14 protein-coding genes are annotated in these 16,780 nt (G+C 49.0%); 4 read left to right on the top strand and 10 right to left on the bottom strand.

Annotation, left to right across the window (positions count from 1 at the left end):
* Positions 1-99 precede the first annotated feature (99 nt).
* Positions 100-1,257, top strand: a complete 1,158-nt coding sequence (locus L1X57_RS07255) for a linear amide C-N hydrolase (RefSeq protein ID WP_234667992.1) — start codon at positions 100-102, stop codon at positions 1,255-1,257.
* A gap of 116 nt (positions 1,258-1,373) precedes the next feature.
* On the opposite strand, the gene L1X57_RS07250 is transcribed toward L1X57_RS07255, so the two are convergent.
* From L1X57_RS07250 to ccoG, 3 genes are all read right to left on the bottom strand, one after another.
* Positions 1,374-2,183, bottom strand: coding sequence for an alpha/beta fold hydrolase (locus tag L1X57_RS07250; RefSeq protein WP_009723025.1), 810 nt, complete (start codon positions 2,181-2,183; stop codon positions 1,374-1,376).
* Between the two features lie 52 nt (positions 2,184-2,235).
* Positions 2,236-3,975 carry a sensor domain-containing protein gene (locus L1X57_RS07245; protein WP_009723027.1) on the bottom strand — a complete coding sequence of 580 codons (1,740 nt, stop codon included), beginning with the start codon at positions 3,973-3,975 and terminating at the stop codon, positions 2,236-2,238.
* A 333-nt stretch (positions 3,976-4,308) separates the two neighbouring features.
* Complete coding sequence (gene ccoG, locus L1X57_RS07240) at positions 4,309-5,772, bottom strand: cytochrome c oxidase accessory protein CcoG (RefSeq protein WP_009723028.1); 1,464 nt, start codon at positions 5,770-5,772, stop codon at positions 4,309-4,311.
* Positions 5,773-6,079: 307 nt separating this feature from the next.
* Between ccoG and mapR the strand changes: the two genes are divergently transcribed.
* From mapR to L1X57_RS07225, 3 genes are all read left to right on the top strand, one after another.
* On the top strand, positions 6,080-7,489 hold the full coding sequence (gene mapR, locus L1X57_RS07235; protein WP_009723029.1) for a GntR family transcriptional regulator MpaR: 1,410 nt from the start codon (positions 6,080-6,082) through the stop codon (positions 7,487-7,489).
* A gap of 144 nt (positions 7,490-7,633) precedes the next feature.
* The gene (locus tag L1X57_RS07230; RefSeq protein WP_083817053.1) at positions 7,634-7,756 is read left to right on the top strand and encodes a DUF2474 family protein; all 123 of its coding nucleotides are present in this window, start codon (positions 7,634-7,636) and stop codon (positions 7,754-7,756) included.
* A gap of 148 nt (positions 7,757-7,904) precedes the next feature.
* Positions 7,905-8,756 carry a sensor domain-containing diguanylate cyclase gene (locus L1X57_RS07225; protein ID WP_009723030.1) on the top strand — a complete coding sequence of 284 codons (852 nt, stop codon included), beginning with the start codon at positions 7,905-7,907 and terminating at the stop codon, positions 8,754-8,756.
* A 35-nt stretch (positions 8,757-8,791) separates the two neighbouring features.
* Here the strand turns inward: L1X57_RS07225 and L1X57_RS07220 are convergent, their stop codons facing one another.
* The 7 genes from L1X57_RS07220 to L1X57_RS07190 form a co-directional block, all read right to left on the bottom strand.
* A complete protein-coding gene (locus L1X57_RS07220) occupies positions 8,792-10,108 on the bottom strand; it encodes an MFS transporter (RefSeq protein WP_009723031.1) in 1,317 nt (438 codons plus the stop codon).
* A 353-nt stretch (positions 10,109-10,461) separates the two neighbouring features.
* Positions 10,462-10,668, bottom strand: coding sequence for a cold-shock protein (locus L1X57_RS07215; RefSeq protein ID WP_009723033.1), 207 nt, complete (start codon positions 10,666-10,668; stop codon positions 10,462-10,464).
* 353 nt (positions 10,669-11,021) lie between these two features.
* Complete coding sequence (locus L1X57_RS07210; protein WP_009723034.1) at positions 11,022-11,549, bottom strand: hypothetical protein; 528 nt, start codon at positions 11,547-11,549, stop codon at positions 11,022-11,024.
* 23 nt (positions 11,550-11,572) lie between these two features.
* Positions 11,573-12,412 (bottom strand): hypothetical protein, encoded by an 840-nt coding sequence (locus L1X57_RS07205; RefSeq protein ID WP_009723035.1) that lies wholly within the window; start codon positions 12,410-12,412, stop codon positions 11,573-11,575.
* Complete coding sequence (locus L1X57_RS07200) at positions 12,413-13,345, bottom strand: hypothetical protein (RefSeq protein WP_009723036.1); 933 nt, start codon at positions 13,343-13,345, stop codon at positions 12,413-12,415.
* Complete coding sequence (locus L1X57_RS07195) at positions 13,342-16,209, bottom strand: hypothetical protein (protein ID WP_009723037.1); 2,868 nt, start codon at positions 16,207-16,209, stop codon at positions 13,342-13,344. The genes L1X57_RS07200 and L1X57_RS07195 overlap by 4 nt, the downstream gene beginning before the upstream one ends.
* Complete coding sequence (locus L1X57_RS07190) at positions 16,209-16,628, bottom strand: hypothetical protein (RefSeq protein WP_009723038.1); 420 nt, start codon at positions 16,626-16,628, stop codon at positions 16,209-16,211. Before L1X57_RS07190 ends, L1X57_RS07195 begins: the two co-directional genes overlap by 1 nt.
* Positions 16,629-16,780: the final 152 nt, after the last annotated feature.

The following is a 16,780-nucleotide window of genomic DNA, read 5'->3' as shown; positions in this document are numbered from 1 at the left end:
CTCTACCAAAATTAGCGTTCACTTAAATTTATTTTTTAGAAATTACGCTATAGTTTGCTGTAGCGCGTGTTAACTCCTAATAGTCTTGTGAGGAAATATATGATGCTACGCCTTTCTAAACCTCGTTTAGCGACCCTTTGTATCGCAGTTGCCAGTATCGCCATAGCGCCCACCGTATCCGCTTGCACTTCCCTTCTATATAGCGATGCGAATGATCACTTCTATGCGGGTCGCACCATGGAGCTGCCCATGGAGCTACCTTACAAGGTATCTTACTTTCCAGCAGGAACTACCTTTGGTTCGCAAGCTGACAAACATCATGTACTGGACTTTGCTGGTCAAAATGCATTCGTAGCGATTAGCGTACCAGACCCAGTATCAGGGGACGTGAAAGTAGCTGAAGGGGTTAACGACAAGGGGCTAACATTCAGCGTACTAGCGTTCGCAAGCACCGAAGGACCTGCCGATATGGTGGATAACACTCAGGCAGTGCTAGCCGCTATCGATCTGGGCGCCTGGACGCTTTCTCAGTTTGATACAGTTAACGAAGTCAAACAGGCGCTAGAGGAACAACCTGTATTGGTAACCTCACTGCTACCACATGGGTTGCTAAAAACACCGTTCCATTACACGTTGCACGACGCCTCGGGCAACTCAATTGTGATCGAATTTGCTAACGGTGAACAAAACATTATTGATAATCCGTTAGGCGTTATGACCAATGGGCCAGAGTTTTCCTGGCATATGACCAACATGAACAATTACACATTTTTAAGTAACGTTGACCAATCAAAGCTAGAGCTTAGTGGCGTAAAACTCGCCCAACCCGACTCAGGCATCGCCACTGCTGGGCTCCCCGCGTCGAACACATCGGTTGGCCGCTTTGTACGCGCCGTTTACTATTCACAGTTTGCCGAAAAAGCGGAAGATGCCGATAGCGCAATTACCACACTGGCACATGTAATGAATAACTTTGATCGGCCGCGCGGTATTACCATCGACAACCGCTTTCATGATTCTGTGGAAAATATTGCCGCCCCCGGCGTTAACAACAACCGCGTCTACACATCCGAGTATACATCTTGGACTTCATTGATCGATCTTCAGCAGCGGAATCTCCACATACGCTCTTACGACAGCCTTAACTATATTCATTTCGATTTAGATGAGTTAACTGATATTGATGAAATACGGCACGTTGAGCTTAAAGATGTTGTTCATGGCCCACAAGATGCCACCGCGTCTTTACGTCAATAAGCGATTATTTAATAAGCTTTAACGCTATGCGAGTCAGCAAGGGCAAGAGCTAGTACCTCTTGCCCTGCAAGCTCTAACTAACCTGCGACACGTTCTATTCAAAAGCTAGCGCCTACTCAGTTATCTAACCACGCCTTAATTTCCCGAGCGACAAGCTCTGGGTGCGTCATGTGGATGCAGTGCCCCTCGCTTGCCATGACACGCAGCGTGCTATTAGGCATCTGTGCATGGATGTAACGACCTACTTCCGGGTTGGCAAGGGAGTCTACTGCGCTTTGAAGCACAAGCGCTGGGTGTTTCGCTTGGGGCAGTAAATGCCGGTAGTCCGAAAAGAAAGTAGCTCTTGCAAACGTTTTAGCCACCACCGGATCGGTCGAACAAAAGCTGCTGGAGAGCTCACCAATTAAAGTCGGAGACGACTCTGCCCCCATAATGAGCGGTGCCAGATAATTAGCCCAGCCGATATGATTCCGATCCATTAAACCAACGAGTTCTTCAAGATCAGCACGCTCAAATCCACCGTGATAGTCTGGCGGCATATTGAAAAAGCAAGGCGATGGACAAATCATAAGGTGGCTGGCGAACCGTTCAGGACTGGCAATTGCCGCCAACAAGCCAATGTTGCAGCTAACCGAATGGCCTACAAAATGCACCTCGCTCAGATCGAGAGCATCACAAATCTCGGTGACATCACGAGCATAACCTTCCAGCGCACTGTAACGTGACTCGCTGAAGGCAGAAATTGTTGATCGACCTGACCCTACATAATCAAACATGACCAGCGTGTAATGCTCTTTAAGCTGGGGGATAAGGTGATACCACATATGTTGGTCACAGCCGAAACCGTGGGCGAGCATCAGTGTTTTATTGCCCGCCCCAACGACGGTTACATTATTCCGAGCTATGACCCGCTCCTTCGTCAACACGTAAGCTTTGCTCCCTTAACTGAAATAGCCAATTTCATATACCAAACGTTCACTAACTGTGATGTTTGAATTGCTTCTGAAATGCTTGCTGATGCCACTCTTCCACCCACGGCTTGAAAGCATGGGCAGGCATTGGGCGGGCAATAAAATAACCTTGTCCGCACTCGCAGCCAAGCTCAATAAGCTGCTGGCTATGCTGGAGTGTTTCAACACCTTCAGCGACTAAGTCACATTCGAACGCGCCCGCAAAACCAATAACACCTTTAAGAATGGCTAAGTCTCCAGCGCTGGACAGCATATTTTGAACGAAACTCCGGTCAATTTTAAGCGTATCGACTGATAGATCTCTAAGATGGCTTAAAGAGGAATACCCTGTACCAAAGTCATCTAACGAGATACGAATCCCCATCATTCGGCAAGCATTGAGCACTGAGTAAACATGGCTAACATCTTCGATAGTGCTTGTTTCCAGCACTTCAAGCTCAAGCCGCTGTTTTGGTAGATTAGGAAAATCAGCAAGGATACTGCTTAAATCGCGGAGAAACTGGGAATGCTGTAAATGATACCCATCGATATTGACGCTGACATGTAAATCCAGACCTTGTTGAAGCCACTTCTGGAGCTGGCAAAGCGCACTGGTGATAACCCATCGTCCCAGTTCCACGCCAGTCGATGTATTATTCAGTACAGGCAAAAAAGTAGCTGGTTCTTTTAATCCTTCACTGGGATGATTCCAGCGTATGAGTGCTTCAGCCCCAAGCACTTTACCAGTGAGCATGTTAATTTTGGGCTGGTAGTAAAGCTCAAACTGATCAGCGTCCATCGCAGCTCTAATAGCACTTAACTCTGATTGTTTACCTTTTTGGACTTGTTCATTATCTACATTAAATAGGCAGATCTGATTCTTACCTGACAGTTTTGCTTGATACATCGCCTGGTCGGCTTGGCGAATCAGCTGGTCAGGCTCTACCGCTTTCGATTGCGGATAGAGAGTAACGCCTATGCTGGCAGAGAGCTGTAACAACACAGAATCTATATCAAATGGCTCTGAAAGTTTATTAATAAGCCGAGAAAGTGACTCCTCAACTAAACAGGGACTAAAACGGCCATTCAAAAAAATAACAAACTCATCACCACCAAAGCGGGCAATCAAATCATCGCTTCTTAGGTTACTAGCCAAGCGTTTGGCGACTAATTGAAGAATTTTGTCACCCATATGGTGTCCATAGCGGTCATTGACCTCCTTGAAGCCATCAAGGTCAACGAACGCCAAAGCAAATGCCATGTCATCTTTCTTTAAATCAATAATTTTCTGATCAAGGTGTTTGGCCAAGGCGGCGCGATTAGGTAAGCCTGTCAGTTGGTCGGTATCCGATAAAGTACGCAGCAAAGAGACCTTCTGTTCAAGAAGCTTTTTGGTTTCCGTCAGTTCCTGAAATAATTGGTCAGATCGGCTAGAGCTACTGACACTCCAGAAAATACGTTCATTGGCACTATCGTCGCAATGCACACTCACCACGATAGGTAACGTGCTTGTGGAGCGAGTTACCATTGACAGTCGGATTTCGTCGCACTGCTTTTCCCGAACTAATATGGGCACTATATAAGTGTCATACATAATCTGCGACGCTTTGCTCAACAAAGTAAACAAATCAGCGCCTAACAATTCATTCGTTGAATAACCGTGATATTGCTCAAGATAGCGATTACTGTAGAGAATCCGGCGTTTATAGTCGGTCACCATGCACCCTACAGGGAAATCATCAAGCGAAAATAAGTTAGATGTCACCATGTTCTACCTTGGAATATGCCGCGATGATTCATGCGTAAAAAATTTTCATATTCCCATATAGTCTCTGATAATTAGCCAAGTTGCTATTTATATAGCGTAACTAATTGATGCAGAGGAAACACCCTCAACATCAACACAATGAAATTGATGAGTTTTACCGCCAACTTGAGACGTTATATTTCACTTTAGAAAGTTACAAGCTACAAAAGCGAAACGTATTAACACCAACATGAAACAAACACTAAAAACAACATATGCCGCCCACTAAATTTTCTCAGAGGGCAGCATAGTTGGGCAAAACATCGAATTGGCGGCACTAACTTAGGGTAAAGACTACTTACTCGACGGCCCCAGAAAACGCGTTTCACTAGCATTCGTTACCGATGGGTCATCCAGCGATGTAAAACGCAGCTCAACTGGGTGGCTGGGTTGAGTCAAAACATCCTCATCGGCAGTGAGAGCAATGCGTAAGTGGCGGGTCTCGTTAGCCTCTACGTCTATCGTTTCCATGCCTTGTAAGCGCAGCCCTGGCAGCCCCGATGCCGTTAACGCATAACGGTGAGGATCGGTATCTTGATTGCGCAGCGTTACGTTGTAGTAATTGACGATGCGTCCGCCTTCGGTACTTTCAAACAGCGCTTGGCGGTCTCGCGCAACATCTACATCAATGGGCACACGGGTATTTAAGAAGCCAACGAGCAGCACCACCATAGAGAGCAGTGCTACGGCATAGGCGATCAGTTGAGGGCGCCAGAAACGGGTGTCTTTACCCTCCAACGCGCGCTCCGTGGTATATCGCACGAGGCCAAGCGGTTTATTAATGCGTGCCATGACGCTGTCACAGGCATCAATACACGCGGCACAGCCAATACACTCGTACTGCAATCCATCACGAATATCGATACCTGTTGGGCATACCTGAACACACAACTCACAGTCGATACAGTCACCAATACGTGAGGCCTCAGCGCCCTTCTGAAGGTGGTTACGACGTGGCTCACCACGTGCAGCATCATAAGAAACAATCAGAGTATTAGCGTCGAACATTGCAGACTGAAAACGCGAGTAAGGACACATATGAAGGCATACTTGGTGGCGTAGCCAACCCGCATTCAGGTATGTGAAAACCGTAAAGAAGCCGATCCAGAATAGCGCCCAGGGGTGCACATTCAGGCTGATAAAATCCACCACTAGCGCTCTAATCGGCGTGAAGTAGCCAACAAAGGCAACCCCCGTTGCCAGTGCAATTAACAGCCAAGCCGCATGTTTGGCTGCCTTACGCCATAACGTATCAACGGTACGCGACGCGTTATCACGGCGTATCCGACGGTGCCGTGGCCCCTCCAGGCGGTGCTCAAACCAAATAAACAGAAATGTCCAAACGCTTTGTGGGCAGCTATAGCCACACCATACTCGCCCCGCTGCTACCGTGATCAAAAACAGGCCAAACGCGCACAATACCAAGATCCAGGTGAGCAAGATAAAGTCTTGTGGATAAAACGTCGCCGCAAAAATATGGAACTCTTGCGCAGAAAGATCAAACCATATCAGCGGCCGGTCGCCCCAATTAATCCATGGCAAGACAAAATACAGCGCCATTAACAACCAGTTTGAGCAGCGCCGGATGCGTTGAAAAAAACCACCAATTTCTCGCACATAAATATGCCCAAGCTTGGGTGGCTTATTATTGGACGGATTGTTACTAGAAGGCTGGTGACGGGAATCATTAGATGAAGGCGAGTGGTGTTCAACCGCTGCCTCAGTGGTTAGGTTTTGCAATGGAATGCGTTGCGTCATACCGATATCCAGAAAAGAGGGAATGGAGGTCATACGGTCGAGGGGCGTCGCCGATTATTAACCACCACTATCCCCACTACGCTGACTAACAAACAGGCGCAGTTTTAGAGAAATATTGCATATCAGTTGAGACTAAACAGCTATAAAATTTTCTTCTGATATGCTTTTTATTGGCAAAATTGAGTCTGTTTTAAGCTCCATTCATGCGCCACAGTGATATTTCCCAACAACAGAGAGTCGCACTGTGCCGCCTAAAACTGTGATGGAGTATCCTGGTGCTATCCTCAATGCACCGACGATTTATCCCATGAAACGTTACGAACAATTTGCCGATGAGATAGCCACGCTGATTCGCCAGGGTGTGCTTGGCCCTGGGGAGCGCATACCATCCGTTCGCCAGGCCAGCCGCCACCATGGGATCAGCCCCTCCACGGTGTTTCAAGCTTACTACCTGCTCGAAAATCGCGGCCTCATCACAGCGCGGGCACGCTCAGGCTATTTTGTTCGTGAACATGCTCGGCGCTTGCTGGGCGAACCACGTGTAACGTTGCAGCCCACCGATCCGGCGGAAGTAGAAGTCAGTGAACTAGTGTTCTCGGTTCTCGACTCACTGCAGGATGACCGAACGGTACCCTTTGGTTCCGCCTTCCCAAGCCCCGAGCTTTTCCCGCTTTCACGCTTGAGCACTAGCATGACACGTGGCCTGCGCGAGCTTTCGCCTCAGCAGATAGTGGCCGACATGACCACCGGACATATCGACCTGTGCCGGCAAATTGCCTTGCGCTACATGCTGGGCGGTATTCAGTTACCAATGGAAGAGCTGGTGATTACCAATGGCGCGATGGAAGCGCTCAACTTAGCTCTGCAGTGTGTTACCCAGCCAGGGGACTTGGTGGCGGTTGAGTCCCCGGCATTTTATGCCAGTCTGCAAGTATTGGAGCGGCTGAAATTGCGTGCAGTAGAGATTCCGGTGCATCCACGCGAGGGAATTGACCTCGACGTGCTAGCAGAGCGACTGACGTCGCTGCCTATCAAAGCCTGCTGGTTTATGAGCCACCTGCAAAACCCGATCGGTGCCAGCCTAAGCAATGAACGAAAACAAACTCTGTATCAACTACTAAAGCAACACCAAGTACCGATGCTAGAGGACGACGTATACTCCGAGCTTTACTTTGGCAACTCCCCCCCCACTCCGGTAAAAGCGTTTGATGATGAAGGGTTAGTCATTCACTGCAGCTCGTTCTCGAAATGCTTGGCGCCTGGCTATCGCGTTGGCTGGGTAGCAGGTGGACGCTACGCCGAAGCTATTTCACGCCTGAAGTTAATGACGACTATTTCGCCTTCCGTTCCTGCGCAGGCAGCCATTGCCGACTATTTGCAACACGGTGGCTACGACCGTCACTTACGTAAGCTCCGCCACGCTCTAGAAACCCAACAAGGCAGTATGCTGGCGTCTGCAGATCGCTACTTCCCCACCCAAACACGTATCACCCGCCCTGCTGGCGGCTATTTTTTATGGGTGGAGTTTCCTGAGAAAGTTGATTCACTGCGCTTATTTAACATGGCACTCGATCATGGCGTTAGCTTAGCGCCAGGCCCCATCTTTTCGGCAACTCAGCAGTTCCGTCACTGCGTACGATTGAGCTATGGGCATCCATGGACCGCGCGCAGCGAACGAGGCATGGAAACCTTAGGACAGCTATTAACCCTATTCTAATAGCCCTGTTCTAATAACCCTGTTCCAACCCTTTGCTGTTATGTCGTCGCCTCGTAACACCTCCTAACTGATATGATTTTTTGGTTAATCACTAAGACTGCTATGAAGCACACCTACTAATAAAGCAATCTAGCAAATAGCCAGATAGAGCCATTCGCTAAGCGCTTAGGCTGGTTAATGACCATTTGGTTTTCGAGTGTTTGTGTTCTATTACTGCTTTCACTAGGAATTAAGTTCATGATGGGACTAGTGGGCTTAACCAGCTAAAAGGTTTACTTTGTCTGGTCAACGTATTAGGCATTGGGTCATGAGTTATGATCGAATTGCTGGACAGCCTTGCCCTACTGGTGTGCCAAGGTTCTTACCGCTCTTTGGCAACTAACCTGTCAATGAACCATGTTAGCCGGATTAGCCTATGCCCGTTGACCTGCAATCGCTCTATCCCAAACTGGTGCATCTGATGCTGGACACTGTCTTCGTGGTTGATGGAGACAATCAGATCCTCTTTGTGAGTGATGCCTGTGAGTCACTGCTTGGTTACCGTGCTGATGAGCTGACCGGCACCTTAATCACCAATTACATGCATCCTGACGACCTCGCGCTCACGCAAGACTCCATTGTGCGGGTCATGAACGGTCAGCACCACGTCGATTTCCGCAACCGCTACCTTCGTAAGGATGGCAGCACTGTGCACATTTTATGGTCTGCCCGTTGGTATGAAGACGAGGAAGTTCGGATCGGCGTTGCGCGGGACGTGACAGCCCTGATGCAAGCCGAAGAGGAATTACGCTTCCTCGCCCATCACGATCCACTAACAAAACTGACGAATAGGTCACTGTTCTATGATCGGCTGGTCTCAGGCTTGAGCGCGGCCCGTCGCCATCAAAGCAGTCTTGCGCTACTCTTTCTGGATATTAATGACTTCAAAATGATTAATGATACCTATGGACATGCCATGGGTGATGGGGTGCTATGCACAGTGGCTCGACGACTGGAGAGCTGTCTACGTGAAACGGACACGGTCGCACGGATGGGCGGTGATGAGTTTACTGTTCTGCTGACGGACATCCAATCGGTGGAAGCCGTTACACGTAAGGTAGATCAGATTCTCACTGTCATGGCCGAGCCCCTAGGCGCAGAATTCGGTGAGATCAGCATGCCGTCTTGCAGTATTGGTATGGCCTATTATCCCGCCGATGGGGACGATGCCGATACGCTGCTCCGGCATGCTGATAGCGCGATGTACAAAGTAAAAGGGAACCGATAGCACATGGCCACTGTGCTAGCTCAGCAATACAACGGTTAGGAGGTATTGGATTCTTGAGCGACAGGTTCAATGGGTTCGCCATTCTCGTCAAGCAACTGGTTGTCATAAGCTGCCTGAAGGCCCGTCTCTTCAACGGATGGCAATTCCTCTTGCACTTGTTGTTGTTCTTCTACGCTCTCCTCCGCCCAGTCTGCCCAGTAATCAATGTGGCCCGGATAAATCGGCGATAGAATCGCCACCACAATGCCAACAACCGAAAATACCGAAAATGCGTAGGCATATCCAAACCCGTCCACCAGCACACCAACAACCGGAGATCCTGCTGCCTGCCCAAGCGCGCAGGCCATGAAAGGCAGTACTGGCCCCAGGGAAAGTCGCCCCGGCAATAGACGAATGCCGGTCATCAGATACAGTCCCGTTAAGCTCATGTAAGCAAGGCCAAATACCATGGCCGAAAACATCGCCAATCCTAGCTGACTTGGGCTAGCAGCAAGCAACACTAAGCTTGAGGACAGCATCATCAGCATCAATGCTTGCGTAATAGGAGGGTTATTACGGTCAGCCAAATCGCTCACTACGGCACCCCCTAGACCTGCAACCCCCACAGCAAACCAAAGCCAACCGGTTTGATTTGGAGATAGTGCACCGAGGGTAACCACCAGATCTGGAGCAAACAACCAGTACGGCGCAGCCACAAAACCCATCGCAAAAGCGAATAGAGAAAGCCGGGTAAGGCGCGACCACTGCTGTCGCGTGATCGGCGGCGGTGGTGCCGCATTCGCCGGCACAATCCGTGAAACCGAAGGGATAAAGTACCACGCTGCAATAACCCCTAAGCCCGCCAAAACAGCAAAACTCGAGTAGGTAAAGCGCCAGGCATTCGCCAGAAAAACGACAGTAGGCACTGCCACGATAATGCCGATACTGGTGCCTGCATTCATAATAGAGCTAACGCGACCATGCATTGTTCGGCTCACCAACGCCTGCATAGCCGCAGTCAGAGCGGGCATCATCAAACCAGTACAAATCCCGCAGATAAACACACCCACACCGAGCGATAAGGCATTTGACGACTGACTGATGATTACAAGACCAGCTACACCGAATCCACCAGAGAGTACCGCCAAGTTACGCGCACCAAGCCGATCTGCTGCAAGTGGTGCAAACAGCGTGGCCAATACAAAGCTAATAAACGGCAGCGCCCCGATAATGCCAACTAAGTACGCTGTCAGTTCCAGGTCAGCGCTAATAGCAGGCACAAATAAGCCAAACGCAAAGCGCGCAAGCCCATAGCTAATCGCGACCAGCGCTGCCCCAAATAGGGCAAACCCCATGTTCGACAAGGTCTTCATACCGGATACTCCACAGCCGTGTATTGCGTGTATACAAATCCACTTGAATTATTGTCGTAGCAACATCCGAGATGAGCAATGCAAATGAGTTATTGCTCGATAAAACAGCAGTAGCTAATCGATAGTGAAGGAAATGAAAACCATATATATTAGTTTTTTATCGAACCACACCGAAGAACAAAAAACGTGATTGGTGTAGTCATCTTGTGAGAGCAACCTAAGGATGGCTATGGATGAACTCACAGACAATGAAAGTACAGTGAGCAAAAGTAAACAAACACAAAAAACCCCGCACTTGGCGGGGTTTTTTAAGCTTACCGAGTTAGTCGGTAGCTAATATCGCAGTATGGGGTTTATTCCACAACCTTGATATTAGAAGCTTGAAGGCCTTTTTGGCCCTGAGTGACGTCAAAAGAAACCTTCTGACCGTCTTGCAGGGATTTAAAGCCATCTGCTTGAATTTCGGAGAAGTGCGCGAACAGATCGTCGCCGCTAACTTCAGGAGAAATAAAGCCGAAGCCTTTAGTGTCGTTAAACCACTTTACGGTACCAGTTGCCATGATCGAAATCCTCGATTTAGCGAAATTAATGCCGGGGAAATACCCGAGTTACAGAGGGCAGAACAAGAAACTTTCACCAGGCTCAACGCTAAAATGCTTCGATACTGCTGACAACGTTCGACTTGCTAACCAACTGCGATCAGCTTGCGCTTCTATAGTGCTCACGTCAACAGCAGATACAAAAAAGATATAAATTAAGCAGGTAACGGCATTAATTATGGGGTATTTATTTTGAACATAAAATAAAATGCAACAACTTATTAAATACTTAAAGCCTTTATAACAGAAACTTACGACCTGCATGGCTGGCTATAGCCAGCCACCTGCTTTAAAAAGCAATTTTAAAATATTTTTTAAACGCTTAAATCGCACATCAGCATGGCTTTGCCCGCTTCTTCGTCAGTAATCAACTGCGCCTGATAGGGGCCGCTGTCATGATTCACCAAGGAATATTCAACGCTTGAAAGCCTTTCCTGCACGTCGGCAATGGGCGCTGAAAACTCAACCAAAAGCACGTTAATGCCATTTGAGTTGCCAAGATAAAAAACGAAGCCTTCAACAGGCAGGCCGTAGTACTCACCGTTTTTTGCTGCTAAACGGTAGCCGCTATAATCTCGGTTGCGCTCAAATAAATCTATTTCCCCAAGGCCTTCTTTATAAACAGCAGGCAGGACAATCTTGTTAACGTCTGGGTAGAGCGAATCCCCTGAGTAGGTAACCAGATTTCGGCGTAGATCTCCCCACTCCTCAGACTGGTCACAGCCGTCTTCCCACGACTCAAGCAGGGGCGTCCAATCTACTGTTGAGCCTGCCGCATTGCTGGCATACAAAAGCGCGCTGCTTAGAAGCATCGTGCACAGTGGCTTATAGGTACGTTTCATCTAGTTCCCTTTTTAATTTATATTTAATCGAACAGGCTGGCAGGTACGGCGTCGGGGGCTCCTAGTTCAAGCCACTCTTGATGCTTTTGAATGAAGTGACTACCGCGTGCACTTAAGATATCTTGACTGTGAGTGCCAATATTGAACGTTATCGCACCAGCAGCTTCAGCCACTGACAGAACAGAATTTTTTGATACTTTACAATAACTTCCATTAAGCGGTGTAAAAATCTGAGATAGTTCAGTATCTACAGATGAGATTAGGCCTCTACCTCCAGAGACAAACCACGCTTTGCCATGTTCGCCGTAAACGCTTCCACCAAAACGTACAAACAGATCAGCGAAGTGCAGGTACTTTGTTTCAGCGTCACAAGAAGCCGTGTGAATATTAATTCCCGCACTTCTTGCCAAGCGCTCCATCAGCTCTTCGTTGCCGCTATCAATCACCGTAAAGTAACTAATGAACTCCATAGGATCGACAGGCTCAGCACGAAAGCTATTGAGCAGAATTTGCTGTGTTCTTTCATCCCCTCTTAGGACAGCATCGTAAAAGCCCATATACAGCGTCGAGAAAGGCATTTCGATTCGAAATGGCGGCTCACCTTGGCTGACTTGCATTGGGCGACACTCACTATCGAGTAAGCGCAGATTGTCACCGATCACGTCCCTCGCCCTGGGCGTCAGGTTTAAAAACGTTGCCACGGTTAACTGCAAAGGCTCAGACGTGCCTGCCTGGCGTTCATCGACATAGTCAGCAAATGAATAGAGCCGCTCATCGTCCTGGCAAGCGGCCTGAGCGAATGCACTGGTGGGCAATGAAAACAGCGATATTACCCCGGCGGTAAATAGGGCCTTAAAATACATTTACTGGCACTCCTGTGGATGGATAGTGACGCGGCGACTTACATTAAAATAGGGGTTGATGGGGTCTTCGATAGCGGTTGATTCAGCCAATTGATAGCCATCTCCCTCTTGCTGAACGACTGGCCGCCAACTGCCCCGGCTTGAAATACCTTCTTCTCGGTAAAAGGCTTCAACCATTTCCCAGGCAATGTTTTTATCAACCACAATGTTGGCATTAGGCTCGGCCTGCTCACCTTGGCACTCGTTGGTATTTTCAACGTAGATACCCTGGCTAAACACATTGTCGTATATCAACCAAAACGCATTTTCTTCCATCACGTTGCCTAAGCTGCCGACAAACATGCGCGCGACTTGTTGAATAGTGTCAACGTTCTGGCCTAATAACCGATAGTGGTCGCCATCTAATAGATAAAACGCCCAGAACCAACGCGCATCAATCGCCGCTGCTTTGGTACCGCGCAAAAATTCCATGTGCGCGCTTAACTCTGGTGTTTGCCTTAACTTAGAAAGCAAGATGTCGAGATGCTCTTCAAAGGGCAGTACCGGATGGCCAATTAGCTCCCCATCAAAGTAATAGACAGGGTTACACTCCATACTCGCAATCACCATATTGCGCGCTAACAGCGTTTGAACGTTCTCTCCGGCAAAAAGAAACGTGCGTAGCGTCACCTGGAGAGGATCCATGACGTCACCATTGGCTAGTGCCTGCAAGGTTCCTCGAGGATCTTCCTGCAAGCGAATATCATCGCCATATTGGCAACCATATTGAGCACTTTCCTGGGCAATGTAATATTGCCAGGCTTGCTTTTGCTCTTCCGTTAATGCTGATTGTGCGAAGGGTTCGACCACCAAATCGTTAGCATGCGCAGCAGAGAATGTTGTTACCCCTACCGCGATGGCTCCCGCCCATTTCAGCGCTTTTTTCATGATCATTCGTGGTTCCTTGTCACTATCACGTCTAGTGTTTGGCCTGCCGTGCTGGCTGGCAGTTGTCTCGCCCCAAAAACGCCATAGCGTAAGTCGTGAGTTTGTGAAAAGGTGAATACGCCTGTATTGGTGTGGCTCTGATGAACCACTAGCCAGTCTCCCTTGGTCAGAACGCCCTGAATGCCTTCCAACGCTGCTTCCGATAGCGTTAAGGCTTGAGGACGATAGCCGACACCCCTGGCGCGCTCACGCAGGCGCTGAACGTCTGCCAAGCTCATACGACGAAGCTGGCTATCCCCTTCTGCTTGGGGCTCGCCATACTCAGGCCCGAAATAAGCAAGACCATACTGACGTTCATGCCGCGCAAAACAGCTAAGTACCTGTGGCGTACTGGCGGCAGCGGTAAACCGATGGGCCCCTAGCACATCAGCAATTTGGTCGGCCTCACGACGTACTGCATGACAATTAACTTCGCCCAAGAGCGTAGGTTGGAAATGCACCCATAGCGCGATGCCATCTTCATTTCGCTGGATAACACGAGCAAAATCAGCTGCAAGAGGAATACTAACGGGGCGTTTCGCAATCGCGTCGCTACCACAGTCGCCATGCCGGGCTGCGCGCCACTGAAGGCTATTTACTCGACTAATATCCATCGCTCTTGAGAAGTTGGTGAGGCAGGTACCTTCGCCAGTGATAACCGGAGAACGATGGATCGCCCAGTTGCCGTCACTGAGCTGCTGGACATCAATAAGTGCCGCGTGATGGGGCATGTTTTCATGCAGTGTGGCTAGTTGGCTTTCTAACGGTGTCGAGGCATCTAAATGCACCACGCCTAACGGCCTACCGTCATCTGGCAAAGCCATAGGGCTGCCGTCTTCCTGGGCGGCGGGAGGAGAAGAGGATGGAGCGGCTGGCTCAGCCAGCGTTTCTACCGAGGCTTCTTCCGCAGAGCCAGGCGTTGCTTCGCTTTCCTGTTTAGCGTCTCCAGGACGCTCTATGGCGTTGGAGTGCCCACTTACCAACGGGGGCGCAAAATAGGAAGTGAAGCGCCCTATCGAATAGATCACCGGCTGGGTGTGGATTACCCAGGTGGCAAATAACGCCCCCCCGGTGGTCATTGAACGCTGAAATTCCTCATTAAAGTAGCGGTACGTTGCGGTTTGCGTCACCGCTGCACTACTCAGCATAGGAATAGTGACAACGACCACTAGCCCACCTACTTTGATAACGTGGGGTAACCAGCGACGCTTGGAATCCATCAGTACAGGAACGCTTGCGGCCAAACCAATCGCATTCACTAACGCAAAAAATAGCGAAAAGCCCATTGCAATCGGGGGCACGATGAGCGCTCGAACGTACTGCTTACCTTCATCTTCTCTAGGCTGACCATTCGCGAGCAATTGTGCGTCGTCATATAACCGCTGCCGCTCTGCTTCGGCGTACGCTAAATAGTGTGGCAACAGTATCTGGTCTCTGAACTGCTCTGGCGTCAGGTCCAACGTGATGACCATCTGTTGATCGCGTGGTTGTAATGCTTCGTGTAACTGGTCCTGAATTGGCTGAGAGGCAATAAAGGCGTCGGCATTCAAATCAAGCGGTAGCGATGCACCTAAATGTTGCTGCATGGACTGATCTGCTTGCTCGCCTATCTCGTGAGACTGCTCTGCAATAATCGCCTCAAGAAATCCCTCCCGGTCATTCGCGCGCCAATCACTGGGTAGCTCAATACCCTGCGCCAGCATTGCCTGCCTTACCTGAGCAGCAACGTCATCACTCGCCACAAAGTGTTCATAAGAAGCAGGCGCACCTAAAACGGTGGCTAGCTTCCCATTCAAATGATCGTAAGAGAGGTCTTCACAGCGCTGAACGGTTCGCTGCTCAGTAACAAAGCGGTTACCACGACGGACATTTTGGGTCACTACTTCGGGGGTATAGCACCAGTCGGTGGGGGCAATATAGTGTCCTAAGTTATCAACCACTTCTTCACGGTAGATCTCTTCAACTCGGACAATACACTCATTTCTAAAACGGCCACTTTCACATCGCTGTCGGGCATTAAAATAGGTTGCCAAACTGCGCTGCAGTGTCAGCACCTGACGAGTAAAAGCTTCTTCACTTCCTTCTATTTGATTATCTTGCCATTGGCTTAACAGGTCTTCTTGAACGTCTAACCAGGCTTGCTCAGCGTGACTGGAGATCTCTTGCTGGGCTGCCCAATAATTATCCGAAATCGTTTTATACGCATCCCATGCACTACGGATAGACCCTTGCAACGTTTCATAGGCTTGGTAGCTTTCTGGCAGTTCCTTACTCGCCTCATTTGTCGCTACTTGATGAATAATGCGCTCTGCCTCTGCCTTGAGATCATCAACAAAGGCGGGAGAGACAAACGTCATCAGCCCTAATACAGAAAGAAAGCTACGCGTATGAGGTGAATCGAGATCTTCTTCATCAAACACAATACCTTCCAACTGCAGTGAGTTAGTGGCAAGACCCCGTTTCATCAGGAGAAGATGCTGAGCATCCATGCGCTGCTCGGCAGAAGTGCGATCAATCAATACATCAACTAAGATGCGCTGACCAAAAAACATGACTGGGAAGCCAATGGCAATCGCCAGCGTCACCTGCTTTATAAACAACTTGGTTGGCTTATTTTTTAATGTGATCAGGCGTAGTAGCAGCAAGCTAAGTCCGATACCCGACAGTATCCGCCCCTCTAATTCCAGCGCTCTAATATCACCGCTCGATAAGCGGGCAACCGATGCATCCACCAGGCGACTGTTAAACGCTAACTCATAAACTAAGTAGGCAATATTGAGTACGAAGAGTAGCCAAAGCCAAGCCCTCCCATTTTTCAGGTAGTGACGCATTATTCTCTTTTTTCGCTCGGTATAGTGATAATGACAGGGGCAGATAGCGGCGCTGTTACTACTGCTGTTCCGCTACCCGTTTTTAATTGGCCTCGCTCTGGCAGCGTTACAACGATAGCGCTGCCTTCAAGCGATACCAGGTCACCCGCTTGATTTAAGTAAGCGCCCTGCTGAATAAAAAAGGCCTGCTCTTCATCAACGCCACGGGCAGCATCATCCGGCAGAACGGTGCCTTCGATTACCAAAGGGTTACTGGGGGCTGTGCTTTGCGAGGGAGGGCAGCCAGCGTTATCACTACATAACAGCTGTGCAGCAAAATTATCCAAGCTATCTGAATAAACAGGTTGGCTATAGCTCTGCAAGCAGGAAAAACTGGCTAACATGCCGAAAATGACGGCTGTATTTCGACGCGCAGACACACACCCTCCCGCTATCGGGCTTTTCTTTGAAATGTTAATTATTTTTTATAATCACAGACCCGCCCTGTATAAGTCAACGCTACTTTTCAGTTAAATTAGCATTTTATTTCCCTTTGCTAATTCATTTTGATGGACGTTTATATCCTGTCGTA

Origin of the sequence: Halomonas sp. TD01, from assembly GCF_923868895.1 — a bacterium.
Classification (GTDB): domain Bacteria; phylum Pseudomonadota; class Gammaproteobacteria; order Pseudomonadales; family Halomonadaceae; genus Vreelandella.
Note: the sequence above shows the minus strand (reverse complement) of the source record. Positions and strands in the feature narration are given on the sequence as shown.

Excerpts from the sequence above, each read along its gene's own strand:
- L1X57_RS07255 (WP_234667992.1), top strand. The coding sequence starts at position 100 with ATGATGCTACGCCTTTCTAAACCTCGTTTAGCGACCCTTTGTATCGCA.
- L1X57_RS07245 (WP_009723027.1), bottom strand. The coding sequence starts at position 3,975 with ATGGTGACATCTAACTTATTTTCGCTTGATGATTTCCCTGTAGGGTGC.
- ccoG (WP_009723028.1), bottom strand. The coding sequence starts at position 5,772 with ATGACGCAACGCATTCCATTGCAAAACCTAACCACTGAGGCAGCGGTT.
- mapR (WP_009723029.1), top strand. The coding sequence starts at position 6,080 with ATGAAACGTTACGAACAATTTGCCGATGAGATAGCCACGCTGATTCGC.
- L1X57_RS07225 (WP_009723030.1), top strand. The coding sequence starts at position 7,905 with ATGCCCGTTGACCTGCAATCGCTCTATCCCAAACTGGTGCATCTGATG.
- L1X57_RS07220 (WP_009723031.1), bottom strand. The coding sequence starts at position 10,108 with ATGAAGACCTTGTCGAACATGGGGTTTGCCCTATTTGGGGCAGCGCTG.
- L1X57_RS07215 (WP_009723033.1), bottom strand. The coding sequence starts at position 10,668 with ATGGCAACTGGTACCGTAAAGTGGTTTAACGACACTAAAGGCTTCGGC.
- L1X57_RS07210 (WP_009723034.1), bottom strand. The coding sequence starts at position 11,549 with ATGAAACGTACCTATAAGCCACTGTGCACGATGCTTCTAAGCAGCGCG.
- L1X57_RS07205 (WP_009723035.1), bottom strand. The coding sequence starts at position 12,412 with ATGTATTTTAAGGCCCTATTTACCGCCGGGGTAATATCGCTGTTTTCA.
- L1X57_RS07200 (WP_009723036.1), bottom strand. The coding sequence starts at position 13,345 with ATGATCATGAAAAAAGCGCTGAAATGGGCGGGAGCCATCGCGGTAGGG.
- L1X57_RS07195 (WP_009723037.1), bottom strand. The coding sequence starts at position 16,209 with ATGCGTCACTACCTGAAAAATGGGAGGGCTTGGCTTTGGCTACTCTTC.